General features: G+C 27.7%; 18 protein-coding genes and 1 tRNA gene. 6 read left to right on the forward strand and 13 right to left on the reverse strand.

Annotated elements, in window-relative coordinates; genetic code table 11:
* Window positions 1-30: 30 nt before the first annotated feature.
* Genes dnaG through H0H50_RS01495 form a run of 8 tightly spaced genes read right to left on the reverse strand, consistent with a single transcriptional unit; the run spans window position 31 to window position 8,638 of the window.
* Window positions 31-1,863 carry a DNA primase gene (gene dnaG, locus H0H50_RS01460; RefSeq protein ID WP_185867397.1) on the reverse strand — a complete coding sequence of 611 codons (1,833 nt, stop codon included), beginning with the start codon at window positions 1,861-1,863 and terminating at the stop codon, window positions 31-33.
* A gap of 8 nt (window positions 1,864-1,871) precedes the next feature.
* Window positions 1,872-2,525 carry a ribulose-phosphate 3-epimerase gene (rpe, locus tag H0H50_RS01465; RefSeq protein WP_185867398.1) on the reverse strand — a complete coding sequence of 218 codons (654 nt, stop codon included), beginning with the start codon at window positions 2,523-2,525 and terminating at the stop codon, window positions 1,872-1,874.
* A 56-nt stretch (window positions 2,526-2,581) separates the two neighbouring features.
* Window positions 2,582-3,382 carry an enoyl-ACP reductase FabI gene (locus H0H50_RS01470; protein WP_185867399.1) on the reverse strand — a complete coding sequence of 267 codons (801 nt, stop codon included), beginning with the start codon at window positions 3,380-3,382 and terminating at the stop codon, window positions 2,582-2,584.
* Between the two features lie 15 nt (window positions 3,383-3,397).
* Window positions 3,398-4,666: a methionine adenosyltransferase gene (gene metK, locus H0H50_RS01475; RefSeq protein WP_185867400.1), complete on the reverse strand. Its 1,269-nt coding sequence runs from the start codon at window positions 4,664-4,666 to the stop codon at window positions 3,398-3,400.
* A gap of 46 nt (window positions 4,667-4,712) precedes the next feature.
* Window positions 4,713-5,783, reverse strand: coding sequence for a bifunctional 3-deoxy-7-phosphoheptulonate synthase/chorismate mutase type II (locus H0H50_RS01480; protein ID WP_185867401.1), 1,071 nt, complete (start codon window positions 5,781-5,783; stop codon window positions 4,713-4,715).
* 28 nt (window positions 5,784-5,811) lie between these two features.
* Window positions 5,812-6,654, reverse strand: coding sequence for a prephenate dehydrogenase (locus H0H50_RS01485; RefSeq protein WP_185867402.1), 843 nt, complete (start codon window positions 6,652-6,654; stop codon window positions 5,812-5,814).
* Entirely contained in the window at window positions 6,651-7,802 is a 1,152-nt protein-coding gene (locus H0H50_RS01490) for a pyridoxal phosphate-dependent aminotransferase (RefSeq protein ID WP_185867403.1), read from the reverse strand. Before H0H50_RS01490 ends, H0H50_RS01485 begins: the two co-directional genes overlap by 4 nt.
* Window positions 7,802-8,638 (reverse strand): prephenate dehydratase, encoded by an 837-nt coding sequence (locus H0H50_RS01495; RefSeq protein WP_185867427.1) that lies wholly within the window; start codon window positions 8,636-8,638, stop codon window positions 7,802-7,804. The genes H0H50_RS01490 and H0H50_RS01495 overlap by 1 nt, the downstream gene beginning before the upstream one ends.
* Before the next feature lie 159 nt (window positions 8,639-8,797).
* On the opposite strand from H0H50_RS01495, the gene H0H50_RS01500 reads away from it, so the two are divergent.
* Window positions 8,798-10,135 (forward strand): Nramp family divalent metal transporter, encoded by a 1,338-nt coding sequence (locus tag H0H50_RS01500; protein WP_185867404.1) that lies wholly within the window; start codon window positions 8,798-8,800, stop codon window positions 10,133-10,135.
* Here H0H50_RS01500 and rplI read toward each other — a convergent pair.
* The 5 genes from rplI to mnmE are packed head-to-tail and all read right to left on the reverse strand — an operon-like array spanning window position 10,118 to window position 14,189.
* A complete protein-coding gene (rplI, locus tag H0H50_RS01505; protein WP_185866885.1) occupies window positions 10,118-10,573 on the reverse strand; it encodes a 50S ribosomal protein L9 in 456 nt (151 codons plus the stop codon). The two genes, H0H50_RS01500 and rplI, sit on opposite strands and share 18 nt — an antisense overlap.
* Before the next feature lie 2 nt (window positions 10,574-10,575).
* Window positions 10,576-10,878, reverse strand: coding sequence for a 30S ribosomal protein S18 (gene rpsR, locus H0H50_RS01510; protein ID WP_185866886.1), 303 nt, complete (start codon window positions 10,876-10,878; stop codon window positions 10,576-10,578).
* Window positions 10,875-11,225, reverse strand: coding sequence for a 30S ribosomal protein S6 (gene rpsF / locus H0H50_RS01515; RefSeq protein ID WP_185866887.1), 351 nt, complete (start codon window positions 11,223-11,225; stop codon window positions 10,875-10,877). Before rpsF ends, rpsR begins: the two co-directional genes overlap by 4 nt.
* A 57-nt stretch (window positions 11,226-11,282) precedes the next feature.
* Complete coding sequence (gene gltX / locus H0H50_RS01520) at window positions 11,283-12,785, reverse strand: glutamate--tRNA ligase (RefSeq protein WP_185866888.1); 1,503 nt, start codon at window positions 12,783-12,785, stop codon at window positions 11,283-11,285.
* A 12-nt stretch (window positions 12,786-12,797) separates the two neighbouring features.
* Window positions 12,798-14,189, reverse strand: coding sequence for a tRNA uridine-5-carboxymethylaminomethyl(34) synthesis GTPase MnmE (gene mnmE, locus H0H50_RS01525; protein ID WP_185866889.1), 1,392 nt, complete (start codon window positions 14,187-14,189; stop codon window positions 12,798-12,800).
* 78 nt (window positions 14,190-14,267) lie between these two features.
* On the opposite strand from mnmE, the gene H0H50_RS01530 reads away from it, so the two are divergent.
* The 5 genes from H0H50_RS01530 (at window position 14,268) to H0H50_RS01550 (ending at window position 21,082) form a co-directional block, all read left to right on the forward strand.
* Entirely contained in the window at window positions 14,268-15,170 is a 903-nt protein-coding gene (locus H0H50_RS01530) for a N5-glutamine methyltransferase family protein (RefSeq protein WP_185866890.1), read from the forward strand.
* A gap of 14 nt (window positions 15,171-15,184) precedes the next feature.
* The gene (ligA, locus tag H0H50_RS01535) at window positions 15,185-17,194 is read left to right on the forward strand and encodes an NAD-dependent DNA ligase LigA (protein ID WP_185866891.1); all 2,010 of its coding nucleotides are present in this window, start codon (window positions 15,185-15,187) and stop codon (window positions 17,192-17,194) included.
* Between the two features lie 142 nt (window positions 17,195-17,336).
* Entirely contained in the window at window positions 17,337-19,739 is a 2,403-nt protein-coding gene (gene lon, locus H0H50_RS01540) for an endopeptidase La (RefSeq protein WP_185866892.1), read from the forward strand.
* 3 nt (window positions 19,740-19,742) lie between these two features.
* A complete protein-coding gene (lysA, locus tag H0H50_RS01545) occupies window positions 19,743-20,987 on the forward strand; it encodes a diaminopimelate decarboxylase (RefSeq protein ID WP_394798955.1) in 1,245 nt (414 codons plus the stop codon).
* A 10-nt stretch (window positions 20,988-20,997) separates the two neighbouring features.
* A tRNA-Ser gene (locus H0H50_RS01550) sits at window positions 20,998-21,082 on the forward strand.
* The last annotated feature ends 2 nt before the right edge of the window (window positions 21,083-21,084 follow it).

Raw genomic sequence — 21,084 nt, forward strand, 5'->3', positions numbered from 1 at the left:
TTTTTCTAGTAAAACTAGTAAAAAAAAGAATCACACATATCTGTGTAATTTTTTATAAAGTTCATTTTTTATGTTTGTTAAATGCATAATTTTTTTTAGGAAAGCTTTTCTATCCTCATCTTTTGCAAGATAATTCTGATAATGTATGATTTCTTTTTGAATCAATTTAGAAATATATAAAGATTTATATATCAATAAAATATCACTAATATATTGATTCATGTGATCTTCTTGATAGGAAACTTGTATTCCTTTCCTATCCCATTTGGATAATGAATAGAATTTTGTTTTTTTTTTATAAAAGAATTTCGATAGATCTTTTTTTTTATTTTGTAAACAAATTTGATCAAATATTTCTTGATTCTTCTTCAAAGAAAAATGTAAATTCCAGCATTTAAAAACGTGCGATATTTCTTCTAAAACCGTTGTGTTGTGTTCTTTTTTTTTTATAATTTTATTTCCATGATTTAAAATCAATTGAATTAATTCTTCTTCAATAACAAGAAGAATATTTTTTTTTTTTGAAAAAAACGTTGGATCTCCCTCGACCTTAATTGTACTAAGTTTTTTTTCATTTTTTTCGTTTATTCTTTCCAATTCAGAAATCAAAACTTTTTGACGAATATTTAGTACTTTAGAAGCTTCTTGCAGATATAATTCCTTTTGAATAACATTGGATATTTTTGAAATACTATTCAAAATATTTTTGACCAAAAATGATTTTTTTATGGGATCATCTTTATGGAATTTTTCATATATTTTTTGTTTAAAGGAAACAAAATTGTAACTATTTTTTGCTACAAAATTTTTAAGTTGAGAAAAAGAATATTTTTTGGAGATAAAATCTGGATCTTCTCCGTTATAAATAAATAAAATGCGTAAATTCATTTCTTGTTCTAGCATCATATTAATTCCTCTTAAAGAAGCTTTAATTCCAGAACGATCTCCATCATAAAAAAGAATAATATTTTTTGTAAATTTTTTTATTAATAGGATTTGATCCACGGATAGTGAAATGCCAGAAGAAGAAACTACATTTTTTATACCAGATTGATGTAAAGAAATAACATCTGTATATCCTTCCACTAAATAACAAAAATTCTCTTTTAGAATGTTTTTCTTAGCTTGAAACAAGCCATATAAAATTTTACTTTTTTGAAATATATTACTTTCTGATGAATTGATATATTTAGTGTAATATCTAGAATCAATATTCCTACCTCCAAAACCTATAACCCTTCCTGATAAATTGTGTATGGGAAACATTATACGTTGACGAAAACAATCAAAAAAATGATTGAATTTACTGAAAACAGTAAATCCAGATTTTTTTATATACCGTATTTTAAATCCTTTTTTTAATGCTGTTTCCGTAAATATATTCCAAGAAATAGGGGCATAGCCTAATTCAAATTTTTGAATTATTTTTATATGAAAGCCTCTTTTATGAATCAAATAATTCAATCCATTCTCCTGTCCTTCTTTGGTAGAATGCAATTGATTAATAAAAAAACGTTTTGCATAATCTTGTATCAAGTATAATTTTTCATATTCTTCTTTCTCTTTTATATTTATATGATCAATCTTAATATCATATTTTTTGGCAAGAAAATGTAATGACTCCACATATGTCAAATGTTCATGTTCCATAATAAAAGTGATAATATTCCCTCCTTTTCCAGAACTAAAATCTTTCCATATTTTTTTTGTAGGAGAAACTATAAGAGAAGGTATCTTTTCATTAGAAAAAGGACTTAGTCCTCTATAATTAAGACCACTTTTTTTTAATTCTACAAAATCTCCAATCACATCTTCTATGCAAGAAACAGAAAGTATTTTTTTTATAGTTTCTTTAGAAATCATAATAATATTTAATTTCCTAATTTCATTCTATGAATAATTTCTTTTGGGTTAGAATCAGAAAAAATAGCAGTTCCTGCTACCAATATATCTGCTCCATTTTTGAATAATGAAGAAGCATTTTCTAAATTAATTCCTCCATCTACTTCTATGAGAGCAGAAGAATCTTTTTTTAAGATTAAATCTTTAGTATCTTCTAATTTTTGATATGTTTGATGAATGAATTTTTGTCCACTATAACCAGGATTTACACTCATTAATAAAACAAAATCTATATCTTTAATAATGTCTTTTAAAAGAAAAACTGGAGTATGTGGATTCACAGCTACACCTACCTTCATTCCATTTTCTTTAATAGAAGAAATTGTTCTGTTTAAATGAATACAAACTTCATAATGAATATGTAAATGATCGGCTCCACAAGCTTTTAATTGTTTTATATAAAGTTCTGGTTGTAAAATCATTAAATGAACATCCATAGGCTTATGGGCATATTTTTTTACATATTTAGTAAACAAAAATCCAAAAGAAATATTAGAAACAAAAGAAGAATCCATTATATCAATATGAAACCAATCTGCTTTACTTTTATTTAACATTTCTATATCACGGTATAAAAAAGCTAAATTTGCTGAAAGTAAAGATGGAGCTATAATTTTTTTCATATTTTATTAATAATTAAGAGTTTGTTAAGATATATAAGAATTTGAGAGGTATATTTTTATGAAATCATAGCTTCACTAATTCCAGTATGAGAAAAACCTCCATCATGATATAAATTTTGCATGGTTACTTTTCTTGTTAAATCTGAAAAAAGTGTAATTATATAGTTAGCGCAATCTTGTGCAGAAGCGTTTCCTAACGGAGACATTTTTTCAGATAATATTAAAAGTTGATTAAAACCTTTAATGGCTTTTGCTGATCGTGTTATACTAGGAGACTGTGATACGGTATTGACCCTTACTTTTTCTTTGATTCCCCAATGATAGCCAAAATTACGTGTAATACTTTCTAAATAAGATTTATAATCTGACATATCTCCATAATGTGGAAAACTTCGTTGAGAAGCAATATATGTTATAGCTACAATAGAACCCCATTTATTCATCGCTTTTTTATTCCAAGCTGTTTGCATAATTTTATGATAAGATACAGCAGATATTTCCCATCCTTTTCTTAAAAATTCATAATTCAAAGAGGGATAAGTTAAACCCTTTCGTATATTCATAGACATAGCTATGGAATGCAATAAAAAATCTATTTTTCCTCCAAAATGATCTAATGTTTTTTCAAATAAAATATTAAGATCTGATATAGAAGTGGCATCTGCTGTAATCACCATAGATTTTGTTTTATGAGATAATTCGTGAATTTTTCCTATTCTTAAAGAAGCTGGAGTATTGGTTAATACGAAAGATGCTTTTTCTTCATAAGCACGTTCTGCTACCTTCCAAGCAATAGAATCTTCATCCAAGGCACCAAATATAATTCCTTTTTTTCCTTTCAATAAATTGTAAGACATAGTTAAAATGTTTAACTAAAAATACCTATTTTTTGAAATATTAAATATATCCTTTATAACGGACAAATAGTCCAACTTTTCCCATGTAAAAAGTTCTACTTCTTGTTCTTTTTGATTCCCTTCTATATCCAAAAAAGACTTATACACTTTTTTTGGAGTTTTTCCCATATGTCCATATACAGATGTTTCCTCATACATCGGTTGACGTAATTTTAATCTTTTTTCTATAGCATAAGGACGTAAATCAAAAATTTTTTTTATATTCAATGCAATGTTTTCATGATCTATCTTTGATTTACCATAGGTGTTTACAAAAATCCCTATGGGTTCTGCGATCCCTGCAGCGTAAGATATTTGTATAAGCAATTCATTTGAAATTCCTGCTGCCACCAAATTTTTAGCTATATGTCTAGCGGCATAAGCTCCAGATCTGTCCATTTTAGATGGATCTTTTCCAGAAAAAGCTCCTCCTCCATGAGATCCTCTTCCTCCATAAGTATCCATTATAATTTTTCTTCCGGTCAAACCAGTATCCCCATGAGGTCCTCCCGTGACAAATTTTCCTGTTGAATTGATGTAATATTTTGTTCTATCCGTAAATAATTTTTTTACGTTTTTTATTTTTATATTATTTATAACTCTCGGAATAAGAATATTTTTAACATCATGAACTATACGTTGATGCATTTTTTTTTTCGTATCAAATTCATCATGCTGAGTTGAAATGACAATAGCGTGAATATGTACCGGATCATTAGCATCAGAATATTCTAAAGTTACTTGAGATTTTGCATCTGGACGTAAGTAAGTCATTTTTTCTCCTTCATTTCGAATCTGGGAAAGTTCCCTTAATATATGATGTGATATTTCTAATGATAAAGGCATATAATTTTCAGTTTCTTTCACCGCATAACCAAAAATTATACCTTGATCTCCAGAACCTTGTTCTTCCTTTTTTGATCTTTGAATCCCCTCTAATAGATCTAAAGATTGTTCTTGAATAGAGGAAAGAACTCCACAAGAATCTGCATTGAATCTATATTCATTTTTAGTGTACCCTATTTTTCTAAGAATGTCACGAGCTATTTTTTGAACATTAACCCAGGTCTTAGAATTAACTTCTCCAGCTAATATAATTTGTCCCGTGGTGACTAAAGTTTCTATAGCTACTTTTGCATCTGGATCACACGCTAAAAAATGATCTAATATAGAGTCAGATATTTGATCTGAAATTTTATCAGGATGACCTTCTGAAACAGATTCGCTGGTAAATAAATAAGCCATTTTTAGGACTAAGAAGTATTTTTTTTATATAAATAATGTAAATTACCTAATTTTTATTCTGAATTTTAATAGATTCTTTATGTAACATTTTAAAAATTCCTTCAAGCAATTCTTCAGAAATTCCTAAACTTTTTCCAAAGTTAATAGATTTTTTCAAAAGATCTTCCCATCTACTGGGCTGCAAAATCGCAATATCTGAATATTTTTTCAAAACGCCTAATTTTTTGGAAATATTCATTCTTTCTGCTAAAAGCGTAATAATATTTTCATCTAGTTCATCAATTAAAATCCTAAAAGAATCTAAATCTCTTTTACTTTTTTGATCACATTTCTTGATACATGTTAATTCTTCTAACATTTCCAAAAGATTTTCTGGAGTAATTTGTTGTTGAGCATCGCTCCAAGCATGATCAGGATCACAATGACTTTCTATCATTAATCCTTCACATTGAAAATGATAAGCTTTTTTTGTTATATCCAAAATACCTTCTTTATTTCCACAAATATGTGAAGGATCACATATAATAGGAATTCTAGGTAGAAGGCTCCTAAAATTTAACAAAAGATTCCAATTAGGTTGATTACGATATTTTGAGTTTTTGTAGGTATAGAATCCACGGTGTATGACTCCTAATTTTCTAACTCCTTTATCCGACAAACGTTCTAAAGCTCCTATCCATAATTCTATATCAGGATGAATAGGGTTTTTTACCAAAATGATTTTATTATTTTCACCTTCCAAAGCATCTGCTATTTCTTGAATTGTAAAAGGACTAGCCGTGCTTCTAGCTCCTATCCAAAGAACATCTATTTCAAAAGAAATGGCTAATTTAACATGTTCTGCATTAGCTATTTCTGTAGCAACCATTAATCCCGTATTTTTTTTTACCTTATGAAGCCATTCAAGTCCTATTTGTCCAACTCCTTCAAAAGTATTAGGTTTAGTTCTAGGTTTCCAGATTCCAGCTCTAAATACTTGTACATGAGAAGGATTCAACCTATTGGCAGTTTCTAATATTTGTAGTTCACTTTCTGCGCTACAAGGTCCAGATATAATAAAAGGTTGATTCCATTTATCAATCCAAGATCTATCTATACTATTATTTAATTTTTCCATCACAATACATTTAATTTACACATATTTTTTATCTTTTATATTTTATATCATTTGCCTTTTTCATATATCGATCTATTTTTATAAATTCTTTGTTTATTAAATGATTACGAAATTTATTTAGATGATCAATATAAGAATTGATAGCTTGAATCATATTTTTTCTATTCGCAATAAAAATGGGCAACCATGTTTCAGGTTTACTTTTCGCTAAACGTGTAGTTGAATCTAATCCACTTCCCATCATATTATTAAAAATTTTTTCTTCATTTTTAAATTTTGTTAAAACTGTACTAGCTAAAGCAAAGGAAACTACATGAGGTAAATGAGATATATAAGCAATATATAAATCATGTTCTTTAGAGGTCATATAAATCATACGCATTTTCATAATAGAATAAATTTTTGTAACGACAGACATTGCATCTGGAGCACTAAGTTCAGAATCACAAATGATGCATTTTTTTTGATAAAACAAATCAGAATGAGCTGAAATAGGTCCAGAATTTTCAATTCCCGCAATCGGATGTGTAGCTACAAAGCGACTCCTTTTAGGATGAGATAAAATTCTATTACAAATATCATATTTAGTCGATCCCGTATCTAAAATAACTGTATTATTACTGATTTTATCCAAAATATTTTGAAGTATTTTATCTATTCCATCTACGGGAATAGATAAAACAATTACTGAAGATTGCATAATAAGATCCTGTAAAGGAATTATTTCATCTACAATTCCAAGTTTTACAGCATGTAAAGCATTTTCTTGATTTGAATCTGTTCCTATAAATTTATCTCCAAAATTGGATTTTCTCAATCCTAAACTAATAGATCCACCAATCAATCCTAATCCGATTATTCCAATATTCATGAAAAAATTCTATTTTTCGCCTGTTCCAAAATTTTTACGGGACAACACATAGAAAACCTTACATATCCTTTTCCATTATTTCCAAATACTCTACCAGGAGTTACAAATATGTGATAAGTTTTGAGGAACTTTTCGGACCACATACTATCATTTTTATCTGCATCAGTTATTTTTGCCCAAACAAATATTCCAGAACTTTTTTTTGCATATTTTAAATTTAAATAATCACATATTTCCCATATAATTTTTCTTCTTTTAATATATTCTGTATTAAGTTTTTCAAACCATTTTGAATCATGATCATGATTCAAAGCTTCTATGGCTCCAATTTGTATGGGATAATACATACCAGAATCCATTTGACTTTTTATTCTCAAGATATTCTTAATAAATTCCTTTTTTCCTATTATCATTCCAACACGCCATCCAGGCATATTGTAACTTTTACTTAAAGAATTTAATTCTAAAGCTATATCTTTAGCCCCTTTTACGTTAAAAATACTTAAAGGCCGTTCCTTATTCAAGATAAAACTATAAGGATTGTCATGAACGAGTAAAACACAATTTTTTTTCGCAAAAAGAACGATTTTTTCTAATTCTTTAAAAGAAATTGTTGCTCCCGTAGGCATGTGAGGATAATTAATCCACATGATCTTTGCTTTTGTTCTAGATAGATTTTCCAATATTGGAATCCAATTTCCATACTCATCAAGATCATAATAAATAATTTTTGCTTCCAAAAGTTTTGATACAGAGGAATAAGTAGGATATCCAGGATCTGGAATTAATACCTCATCCCCTTTATCTAAATAAGACATGCTTATATGCATTATACCTTCTTTAGAACCCATTAATGGTAAAATTTCATTTTTAGGATCAACATCCACTTGATATACTTTTTTATACCAATTAGAAATAGCATTACGTAGTGTTTCTATTCCAATATAACTTTGATAAGTATTAGCGTGTTTTAATTCTGACGCTTTTTTCATTTTACGTATAACCCCATATGGAGGAATAAGATCAGGGTTTCCAATTCCTAAATTAATGATTTTAATTCCACTTTTTTCAAGATTATGAATTTCCTTCATTTTTTCGGAAAAAAAATATTCCGATATTTGATACGTTCTTTTTGCTGCTACAATCATTAGGATTTTATTCTGCCATTTTTATATTCTCCCATAATAGACAATTGGTGAAGACAGGGAATTTGATGTATTTTTTTTTTCATTTTTTCATAATCTTTTATATTATTGAATATAATATCCACATAAAATGAATATTCCCAAGGTCTTTGTATAATAGGAATGGATTGTATTTTCGTCATGTTAATTCCAAGACTAGATATAATACTCAATATCTTAGATAAACTACCAGTAGTATGCAATATTTTGAATATTAATGAAGCTTTATTAAAATAATCATTTTCTTGTTTATAACAATTTTTAATAATGAAAAATCTAGTAAAATTACTTGTAATAGTTTGTATATTTTTGGAAATGATTTCCAGACCATATTCTTTAGCCGCATTTTCAGATGCTATTGCAGCTAAACCTTTTTTTTTGCATATAGAAATATATTTAGCAGCAGCAGCTGTATCTGAATATTCAGATATTTTTATATAAGGATGTGCATCTATAAATAATTCACATTGTAAAATAGCCATAGGATGAGAATATATCTCTTTGATATCTTCTATATTTTGTCCAGGATTAGCCATGAGATGATGCTGTATAGGCATATATATTTCTCCCACTATTTTTAGATTATATTCAGATAAAAGACTGTAATTGGTCAATATCGTACCTGCTATGGTATTTTCTATAGCCATAACTCCAATATCTACATTAGATTTGGCAACGGAAATAGCCAATTCCCTAAAAGAAGAACATTCCATCAACTTATAATGACATCCTTCAAAATATCTGGAAACAGCGGCATGATGAAAACATCCCTTAACCCCTTGTATCGCTATTTTTTTCATGAAACCAAAGAAAGATTGAATCACTATCAATCCAGCGAAAAAATATAAAGCAAATTTAGACAATTTTTTTAATTTTTCACAATTGAAATGATCAAATATGAGTTAAAAGATTAAAACGGTTAACTTTATGTTTTCGTATTCTACTATTTCATTTTCATTATGCAAAAGAAAAAATTTTCAGGATGGAGGAATGAAAACAAGCATCCTTCTCTTTCGGAAGTTTTTTCTTCCGTTTCTGTTTCTAAACAGAAAGGAATATGGAAAAAACTTTTTGCTTTTACTGGTCCAGGATTATTAATTGCTGTAGGATATATGGATCCAGGAAATTGGGCAACAGATATTGCTGGAGGGGCTAAATTTGGTTATATGCTTTTATCCGTAATTTTTATATCCAATTTATTTGCCATTATTTTGCAACATTTGGCTTTGAAATTAGGAATTGTTTGTGAGAGAGATTTAGCACAAGCTTGTAGAGATCATTATCCTCCTTTTATTAGTTTTATTCTATGGATATTATGTGAAATTGCTATTGCAGCTTGTGATTTAGCTGAAATCATTGGTTCTGTACTAGCTCTAAAATTACTTTTTGACATTCCTATTACATGGGGTGTATTAATTACAGCTATAGATGTTTTAATTATTTTGTTTTTTCAATATAAAGGTTTTAGATATATTGAAAGTGTAGTTGCAGCTTTGATTTTTACAATTTTAGTTTGTTTTAGTTTTGAAATTATCAATTCCAAACCTGAAATTTTTCCCATATTAAAAGGAATTGTTCCTAATCCTGAAATTATGAAAAATTCACATTCTTTTTATATATCTATAGGAATATTAGGAGCTACGGTAATGCCTCACAATCTTTACCTTCATTCAAGCATCATACAAACCAGAGATTATCCACGTACTATTGAAGGAAAAAAAATGGCGATAAAATATGCGACCATAGACAGTACCTTATCTTTATCTTTAGCCTTTTTTATTAATGCAGCTATATTAATTATATCTGCAGCCACTTTTCATAAAACTGGACATACAGAAGTTGCAGATATTATGGATGCACATAAACTTTTAACTCCTATACTAGGTTCTAGTCTTTCTGGAGTTTTTTTTGCATTAGCTTTACTAGCGTCAGGACAAAATTCCACATTAACTGGAACTCTAGCCGGACAAATAGTCATGGAAGGGTTTCTTAATATAAAATTAAAACCTTGGATTCGAAGATTAATCACAAGACTTATAGCTATTGTTCCAGCTATGATTGCTTCTATGATTTATGGAGAAAAAGGAGCAACTAAATTATTAATAATTAGTCAAATCATTTTATCAGCACAACTAAGTTTCGCTATTATTCCATTAGTTAATTTTACAGGAAATTCTGAAAAAATGGGACCATTTGTCAATGGGCCTATTTTAAAAATATCAGCTTGGTTTATTACCATCATCATTGTACTGCTAAATTTGTTTTTATTATATGATTCTTTATTTGGAAGAAGATAATATTTCAAAATTTAACGTAAACTCGCGTTTCCTATGTAAGCGGATACTTGCCTGATGTTTTCCTATTGTTTTAATTACTTTATTTCCAGGAATTCTAATAAATTTTTTATCTATAGAAATACCCTCTTTATTCAAAACTTTCATCAGGTATTGATTATTAATAGAGCCGAACAATTTTCCTCCTTTACCTACCTTAACTGGGATTTTAATAGTTAATTTGCTTAATTTTTCTTCTATTTCTTTAGATTTTTCAATTAAAAAACTTTCTTTTTTAGAACGTTGTTTCAACACTTCACGAATATTTTTTATAGTTCCAGGTAATGCTAAAACAGCATATCCTTTAGGAATTAGATAGTTTCTAGCATAACCAGGTTTTACATCTAATTCATCGTATTGAAACCCTAAATTTTCTATATCTTTTTTAAGAATAATTTTCATTTTTATCTTAAATCATCTGTAACAAAAGGTAAAAGTCCAATCTGCCTACATCTCTTGATAGCTGCATTTAATTTATTTTGATTTTTTTGTAAAGTACCTGTGATACGACGTGGTAAAATTTTGCCTTGTGCATTAAGAAATTTTATTAAAAATATAGGATCTTTATAATCTATATATTTTATATTTCTTTGTTCAAAAAAACAATATTTTTTTTCTACTTTAGTTTCTATTTTAATAGGAGATAAATATCTTAATTCATTATCTACTACTTGTTTTTCATGTTGATGGGTTTCCTCTAATATCATAATGATTCATCTTTTTTTAATAATTTCTTTCTTCTCTTTTCAGCATATTCTATTCCATATTTACTTAATTTTACAGTTAAAAAACGTAGAATACGCTCGTCTTGCCTTAATTTTAATTCAAAATCATAAACTAAATCAGAATTTAACAAAAATTCAAATAAGTGATAACAACCACTTTGTTTTTTTTGAATAAGATAAGCTAGTTTTTTTAATCCCCAATGTTCCTGATGAACGATACTCCCTTTTTTTTGTATGATATAATTTTCATATTCTTTTGCTGTCTCTTTTGCTTGATCATCAGATAATATAGGAGTTATTATTATAATATTTTCATAATGTTTAAGCATTGAATTTTTTTTAAAAAATGTAAATCTATATTTTTATGTTCTTTTTTCAAAAAGATTCTATATTTTTTCTTTGATTTTATAGATAAGTTTTTCTATGCGTTGTATACTTTCTTCTTTTCCTAGCATTTCTAAAATTATGAAAATGTCAATTCCTTTTAGAACTCCCACTAAAGCTAAACGAAATAATTGCATAATTTTATGTTTATTTTTTGTTTTTTGAAACAATAATCTCAGATGAACAGACGTAAATTGATTCATATTATATAATAATATTTTGGCATTCTCTAATTGAGAAATAGTATTTTCATGACATATTTTATTGAAAAAATTAGCTTCATAAGAACTAGGATAAATAAAAAAATAAAAAGAATGTTCCCATATTTCATGAATAAAATGAATCCTATCTATTGTTAAATGGATGACTTTACATAAATAATCTTTTTTGCATGAAATAGAACGTTTTTTTATTTCTTCGAAAAGAAATGAAAATATTTTTTCCTTATTTAAATGTTTTTTATTGAACCAATTCGCTTTTTGGATATCGAAATAAACACCAGATTTTTTTATTTTTTCTAAAGAAAATAAATTGATTAATTCTTGTAAAGATAAAATTTCCCTTTCTACTCCTGGATTCCATCCTAATAAAGCTAACATATTCACGAATGCTTCTGGTAAATAACCTAATTCCCTATATCCTGGTATAATAATTTGGGTTTTTGGAATTTTCCATTGTATAGGATATATAGGATAATTTAAACTATTTGTATTTCTTTTGCTAATTTTTCCTTTTCCATTCTTGTTTAAAATCAAAGGTAAATGTGCAAAATGAGGAGGAGTCCAACCCAAAGCTCTATATAACAATATATGTAAAGACGTAGATGGTAGCCATTCTTCTCCTCGGATCACATGAGTTATTTTCATTAGATGATCGTCTATTGTATGAGCCAAATGATAAGTAGCAACTCCATCCGATTTTAACAAAATTTTATCGTCTAAGTGATCTGTATCAATTATTATATTCCCACGTATGATATCATGCATCTTCAATTTTTTTCCAGGTTCTATTTTAAATCTAATTACATAAGAACAAGATCGTAATTTATCATGTAATTCTTTTTCCGTCATAGTTAAAGAATTATTCAGATTCATTCTAATTCTAGAATTATAAGAAAAAGTCAATCCATAATTATTATATTCTTTTCTTTTTTTATCAAGATCTTGATCTGTATCAAAAGCATAATAAGCATACCCTTTTTTTAACAATTTATTGATATACATACGATAAATATGATATCTTTTAGATTGAGAATATGGAGAATAAGGCCCTCCATATCCTACTCCTTCATCAGGTTCTATATGGCACCACTTTAATGTTTCCAAAATATATGATTCAGAATTTTCAACAAATCTTTTTCGATCAGTATCTTCTATTCTAAGGATGAATGTTCCTCCATGTTTCTTAGCAAAAAGATAATTATATAAAGCCGTTCTCATTCCACCTAAATGAAGTGGACCTGTAGGACTAGGAGCGAAACGAACTCTTACAGAATGTTGTGACATAATTTATAAATCTTATTTTCCAATGCAAAATTTTGAAAAAATATTTTTGAGTAGATCTTCGCTTGTTATTTCTCCCGTAACTTCTCCTAAATACCGTAATGCCTCTTTAATATGGATTGATACTAAATCAACTGAAAATCCTTGATTTAAAACATTATGTGCTAATGAAAGTTCTTTTAATGAGAGTTTAAAAGCTTCATAATGTCTGTATTGAGTCACCACCATTTTTTTTTCTTTTAATTTATTTAAAAATAAAGAACTCAAAGCATCCAGAACTTTTTTAACTTCATGATGATTTTTTGCAGAAATTTTAAAAAAATAAGGAACATTCGATTTAAAATATTCAAAATCATGAAAATAGGATATATCTGATTTATTTGCTATGGTAAAAATATTTTTTAATGGATATTTTTTGTGAATTCTTTGAATATCACTAATAATTTTTTGTTTTTTATCATTTGAAGAATCAAAAATATATAATATAACTTGAGCCTCTTCTATTTTTTTCATAGTTTTTTCCACTCCTATAGTTTCTATAGGATCTTTGGTTTTCCTAATTCCTGCTGTATCCAAGAAATGAAAAAGAATTCCATTTAAAATGATTTCTCCTTCTACACAATCTCTAGTTGTTCCTTCTATATGGGATATAATGGATCGGTCTTCCTGAATCACCTGATTAAAAAAAGTAGATTTTCCCACATTGGGTTCTCCAATAATGATAACAGAAATTCCCTTTTTTATAGCATTTCCTAATGAAAAAGATTCAATTAAATCTTTTAAGGCACCTTTTAATTCTTGTAAAAAAGAAAAAAGTTCTGATCTTTTAGCAAAAATCACATCCTCTTCAGAAAAATCCAATTCCAATTCTAGTAAAGATGCAAAATCCAATAATTTCTTTCTTAAATTATTAATCGTGTTAGCCAATGTTCCTTTTATCTGTTGTAAAGATATTTCATGACAGATTTTATTTTCAGATACAATTAAATCAGCGATTGCTTCAGCTTGTGATAAATCCACTTTTTTATTTATAAAAGCACGAAATGTAAATTCTCCAGGACGAGCCAAACGAATTCCTTTTCTAATGAGCAATTGTAAAATCTGTTGTTGTATATAATAAGATCCATGACAAGAAATTTCTATCATATTTTCTCCTGTATAAGAAAAAGGATATTTAAAAATAGAAACTAAAACTTGATCCAGAAAATCATGATTTTCCGATACAATATATCCTAAATGAATAGTATGTGTAGATTGGTTTTCCAGTTTTTTTCCAGGTTTAATAGAAATAAAAATATTTTCAACAATAGATATGGAATTTTTTCCAGAAATACGAATAACAGAAATAGCACTAGATCCAATAGGTGTTGCTAATGCAACAATGGTATCATCATCTAAATCTAACATAAAAAAACGCAATAAAATTATGTTTCATAAAATAAGTATTTTTTTTGAACTTCGTATCATCTTAATTTTGTAATACATATGGGATCTTTTCAAAAATTTTACCGTATTTTTCAAAACACTCTTAAAGATTTATATCCGGAACCTAAAGAGTTAGAAAGTCTCTTTTTTTTACTTACTACCCATGTTTTTCAATGTGATAAAACAACTATATTATTGCGATTAAGTAAAAAAGAAAAAATAAATTTTTTAACTTATGATAAATTAATCAAAAAATTATGGGAATTAAAACAAAATAGACCCATACAATATGTAATTGGTCATGCCTATTTTTTTGGAATGGAATTCGTGGTTAATGAAAAAGTATTCATACCAAGACCAGAAACAGAAGAACTTGTATACTGGATACTACAGGATTATAAAGATTACAATCATAATAATCTCGTTCAAGTATTCGATATTGGAACAGGAAGTGGATGCATTAGCATTACTTTAAAAAAGAAGAAACCTGAAATTGTACACATTCATGCTATTGATTCTGATCAAAATGCACTTGACATAGCTCGTAAAAATGCGAAGTTACATAATGTAAAAATTTCATTAAATAATGTGGATATCTTGAAAAATGGAATATCTATTCCAAAAAAAATGAATAAAAATTATGTTAACATTATTGTAAGTAATCCTCCTTACGTCAGACTATCTGAAAAAAAATTCCTACATCCAAATATTGTTCAATACGAACCTTTTCAAGCTTTATTTGTTCCTGACGATGACCCATTGATTTTTTATAAAAAAATATCTTTTTGGATAAAAAAAAAATTGACTGGATTCGTTTATGTTTATTTCGAAATAAACCAATTTATTTATTTAGATATTATTGATTTTTTGAAAAAAACAGGATTTTTCAATATAGAAATAAAAAAAGATTTTCAAGGCTTTTTTAGAATGGTTCGTGCAGTTTATTATGCAAACGGAGAATAAATCATAAAAACAATATGTATAAAAAAATACAAAAAAAAATCTCTAAACTTAGAAAAGAGTTGTTAAAATATAATGATCAATATTATAATTCTGATATTTCAGAAATATCAGACTATCATTTTGATAAAAAATTAAAAAAATTATTTTTTTTAGAAAAGAAATATCCTGAATTACATGATCCTACTTCGCCTACAATGAAAGTAGGAGCAACAGTTCATGAAATAGAAAGAGATTCAATACCTCCTGTTCATCATAAATACAAAATGTACTCTATTCAAAATACCTATTCTAAAAAAGAATTAATGATTTGGAAAAAAAAAATAAGTAAATCAATTCATTCTTTATCTTTTGTATGCGAACCTAAATATGATGGAGTATCTATTAATTTAATTTATCAAAACGGATCTTTAACCAATGCGGTAACTCGTGGAAATGGAGAAAAAGGAGAAGATGTAACAGAAAACATAAAAACAATAAAATATATTCCTTTCAAATTAAGAGGAAATAACTATCCTACGTATCTTGAGATACGTGGAGAAATTTTCATTCCCATAAAAAATTTTATAAAAATCAATAAAGAACGTATAAAAAATGGAAAAATTCCTTATGCCAATCCAAGAAATACGGCTAGTGGAACGCTTAAAATTCATGATCATCAAGAAGTACGTAAAAGAGATTTATTTTGTATAGCATTTCATGTTTTAGGCAATAATTTACCTTTCGATACACAAGATGAAGCGATGAAATACATAAAATATTGGGGCTTTCAAGCACCGGAAAAAGCACGTTTTTGCAGAAATATGAAAGAGGTATTCCATTTTATAGATTTTTGGAAGATATGGCAAAATAAACTTCCTTATCAAACAGATGGAATAGTTATTAAAGTAAATGAATATCAAAAACAATCCATTTTAGGATTTACCAATAAATACCCACGTTGGGCTATAGCCTATAAGTTCAGACAAAAATTATCTGAAACTAAATTATTAAGTATTACCTTTCAAGTAGGACGTACAGGAATCATTACTCCTGTAGCCAATGTAGATCCTGTTTTAATTGCTGGAACTACAATCAAAAGAGTTACACTTTATAATGATAGTTTTATACAAAAAATGGGAATTCATTATGGAGATACACTTTTATTAGAAAAAGGAGGAAATATCATTCCAAAAGTAACAGAAATAAACGTAAAAAAAAGATCTAATCAAACCTTTCCTGTATTTTTTTTTAAAAAATGCCCATCATGTAATAACATTTTAACGAAAAAAAATAAATTATTTTACTGTACTAATCAAAACTGTTATTCTCAAAAAATAGAAAAAATAATACATTTTGTAAATGTTATGAATATAAAAAAAATTGGAAGTAAAATGATAAATAAACTATACAAAAAAGGTTTTTTATATAGTTTGTATAATTTATATGAATTAAAAAAAGAAGAATTACTTCAAATAGATGGAGTCAAGGAAAAATTGGCATATGCCATATTGAATAATATAAATAAATCTAAAAACAATCCCTATTGTAGAGTCCTATTTTCCTTAGGAATCCGTTATGTAGGAGAATATATTTCAAAAAAATTGACAGAAAATTTCTTGGATATCAATTCTTTGATACATGCAAATTATAATCATTTAATTTCTATTTCTGGCATAGGAAAAAAAATCGCAAAGAGCATCATGACTTATTTTTCAATTACGGAGCATAAACACATAGTGAAAATGCTTGTTCAATATGGATTACATCTTTCAAAAGATTTTATTATGAAAAAATATTCTTTTATTGAAGGAAAATCTTTTGTATTTACAGGTAAATTATCTTGTATGACCCGTAATGAAGCTAAAAATATGGTAGAATTTTTAGGTGGAAGAGTATATAATACTGTCAATAATAAAATTAACTTCATAGTAGTAGGAAAAAATTTTGGTTCCAAATTAAAAAAAAGTATGAAAAAAAATCATGTCAAAATTTTGACAGAACATATTTTTTTGGATATGCTTCAAAAAGAAAAAAAAGAAAAATAAATCAATCTTTTAACGATTATCAGTAATTAATTTAAGTACGTATAGATGGTTTTGTTTTTCATATAGAAAACAGTATATTTAATTTATAAGTGATGATTGATTATGAGTTAATCCATCATTTAAGTAAGAAATCTATTTTTTTATGTTATTAAAAAATATATTTACAGAATCTGGATTTGAGTCTGAAGCTGAGTTTATACCCTTAATGAGTCAAGATGAAGAAGATCAGTTACTTAAAGACGATATTCCTGAACAATTATGTATCTTAACAGTAAGAAATATGGTTTTATATTCTGGAATTGTTTTTCCAATTATAGCAGGAAAAAGTGGATCCATACAATTGTTACAAGATGCTTATGGATTAGATAAAACAGTTGGAGTCTTAACACAAAAAAATTCTGGAATAGAAAATCTTAGTGAAAAAGATTTGTATTCTATTGGTACGGTTGCTAAAATATTGAAATTATTGAAAATGCCTGATGGAAATACAACCGTTATTTTACAGGGAAAAAGAAGATTTAAAGTCAATCGTTTTATTCAAAATGATCCATATTTTAAAGCAGAAATCATAGCGTTAGAAGAAAATAAACCTTCCTGCAAGGATAAAGAATATCTAGCTCTAGTAGAATCTATCAAGGAAATAGCTATAAAAATTATTCAAGATAACCCCAATATTCCATCAGAAGCTAGCATTGCTATTCGTAATATAGAAAGTCCTTCTTTTTTAATAAACTTTGTAGCAGCTAATATGAATTTAGCTACTAGAGATAAACAAAAATTGTTAGAATACGATGATTTGAAAAAAAGAGCAATGGAAACATTGCGTTTTCTAAATGTAGAACATCAACAAATTAAATTAAAAAACGATATTCAATCTCGTGTTCGCAGTGATATGGATCAGCAACAGAGAGAATATTTTTTACATCAGCAAATTAAAGCTATACAAGAAGAACTAGGAGATATTTCTTATGAAAAAGAGATAGATGAAATGCGTGCTAAAGCTTCCAGAAAAAAATGGCCAAAGGAAGCAAAAAAACAGTTTGATAGAGAATTGCTAAAAATGCAAAGAACTAATCCTCAAATGCCAGAATATACGGTACAGAGAAATTATCTTGAATTGATGATTGATCTTCCTTGGGGAAAATATTCAAAAGATAATTTTGATTTAGAATATGCACAAAAAATATTAGACAGAGATCACTATGGACTGGAAAAAGTAAAAGAGCGTATTATAGAATATTTAGCTGTATTAAAATTAAGGGGAGATATGCGTTCTCCTATTCTATGCTTTTACGGTCCCCCTGGAGTAGGAAAAACTTCTTTAGGAAGATCTATAGCTACTGCATTGAAAAGAAAATACGTTCGTATTTCTTTGGGAGGATTACATGATGAATCAGAAATACGTGGACACAGAAGGACTTATATAGGAGCCATGCCTGGTAGGCTATTGCAATCTATTCGAAAAGTAGGAACTTCAAATCCTGTTTTTGTTATAGACGAAATAGATAAAATGGGTATAGGAACAAATGGAGATCCTTCTTCTGCCATGTTAGAAGTTTTAGATCCGGAACAAAATACCTCATTTTACGATAATTTTTTAGAAATGGGTTACGATTTATCAAAAGTATTATTTATTGCTACAGCAAATTCCCTTTCCCATATTCAACCTGCTCTAATAGATAGAATGGAGGTTATAGAAATGAATGGATATACTGTAGAAGAAAAAACGCAAATTGTAAAAAAACATATTTTACCTAAACAACTGAAAGAGAATGGATTAAAAAAATCAGATTTGATACTTGGCACAAAACAAATAGAAAAAGTCATTGAAAGTTATACAAGAGAATCTGGATTGAGAACTTTGGAAAAACATATTGCTAAATTAGCACGTTATGTAGCTAAACATATTGCTATGAAAAAAAAATATGTTAAGCATTTGAATGTAGAAAAAATAGAAAGCATTCTTGGAATCCCAAATGATCCAGATCGTTATGAAGGGAATAATGTTCCAGGTGTGGTTACAGGTTTAGCTTGGACTCATTTTGGGGGAGATATTTTATATATTGAATCCAGTTTATCTAAAGGAAAAGGTCATTTAAGTATTACTGGTAATTTAGGAGAAGTGATGAAAGAATCTGCTACAATTGCCTTACAATATATTAAAGCTCATTATAAAGAATTTAACATAGATCCTATAATGTTGGAAGAAAAAAATGTACATGTTCATGTTCCTGAAGGAGCAGTTCCTAAAGATGGTCCATCTGCAGGAATAACAATGTTAACATCTTTAGTATCAAGTTTTACTAAAAGAAAACTAAGACCTCATTTAGCTATGACAGGAGAAATTACTCTAAGAGGTAAGGTTCTTTCTGTTGGTGGAATTAAAGAGAAAATTCTAGCAGCTAAACGTGCTAATATAAAAGAAATTATCCTTTCTCAGGATAATAAAAAAGATGTAGAAGAAATTAAACCCGAACACTTAAAAGGATTAACCTTTGATTATGTTAAAAATATGAATGATGTGATTCATTTAGCTTTATTGTAAATTATGATGCGTGAATTAGAAAATAAGAGCTATCCAGCTCATAATCATAAAGAATACTTAATTAAACTGGCCAAAAAATATGGAACTCCACTTTACGTGTACGATTCTTGCAAAATAAAGAAACAATATATAAAGATGAAAAATGCTTTTAGTGGGATAAAGAATTTAATCATTAATTATGCCTGTAAAGCGAATACCAATCTGAATATATTAAAATTTTTGCAAAAATTGGGAAGTGGATTAGATACCGTATCTATTCAGGAAGTAGAACTAGGATTAAAAGCAGGTTTCCATCCTAAAAAAATTATATTCACACCGAATTGTGTTTCTATTCAAGAAATAAAGAAAGCTGTGGGTTTTGGAGTTAGAATAAATCTAGATAATCTGTCCATTTTAGAACAATTTGGGGAATATTATCCAGATTATGCTATAGGAATCAGAATTAATCCGCATATTATGGCAGGAGGAAATTCAAAAATTTCAGTAGGTCATATTGATTCTAAATTTGGTATTTCTTACTATCAAATTCCTCACATGAAAAGAATATTAAAAAATACCGGACTCAAAATAGAAGGATTTCATATGCATACAGGATCTGATATATCAGATATAAAAGCTTTTTTATCAGGAGCAAAAGTATTGTTTCAAACAGCTATAGATTTTCCAAATCTTGATTATATTGATTTTGGAAGTGGTTTTAAAGTTCCATACACAAAAAATGATATAAAAACGGATCTGAATTCTTTTAGCTCCTCTATGACAGAAAAATTTGAAACTTTTTGTAAAAATTATGGAAGTAAAATTACTTTAATCTTTGAACCAGGTAAATTTTTAGTTAGTGAATCGGGATATTTTTTAGTTAGTGTAAATGTAATAAAACATACTACTTCTACTGTATTTGCTGGAGTGGATTCAGGATTCAATCACTTTCTTCGTCCTATGTTTTACAATGCTTATCATTGTATTGAAAATATTTCTAATCCCAATGGTCGTTTTCGTTTTTATACAATAGTAGGATATATTTGTGAATCGGATACCTTCGGCTTTAATAGAAAAGTTAAAGAAATCCGTGAAGGAGACATTTTATGCATTAAAAATGCGGGAGCTTATTGTTTTTCTATGTCTTCTAATTATAATTCTCGTTATAGACCTTCTGAAGTTATGATTTTTAAGGGAAAAGATTTTCTTATCAGAAAAAGAGAAACTATGCAAGATCTTATGAAAAATATAATAGAAATACACATGTAACATGTAACCTGGAGAGATGGCAGAGTGGTTAATTGCGGCGGTCTTGAAAACCGTTGAGGGTGATACCTCCGGGGGTTCGAATCCCTCTCTCTCCGCA

Source organism: Blattabacterium cuenoti (assembly GCF_014252015.1).
GTDB lineage: Bacteria > Bacteroidota > Bacteroidia > Flavobacteriales > Blattabacteriaceae > Blattabacterium > Blattabacterium cuenoti_U.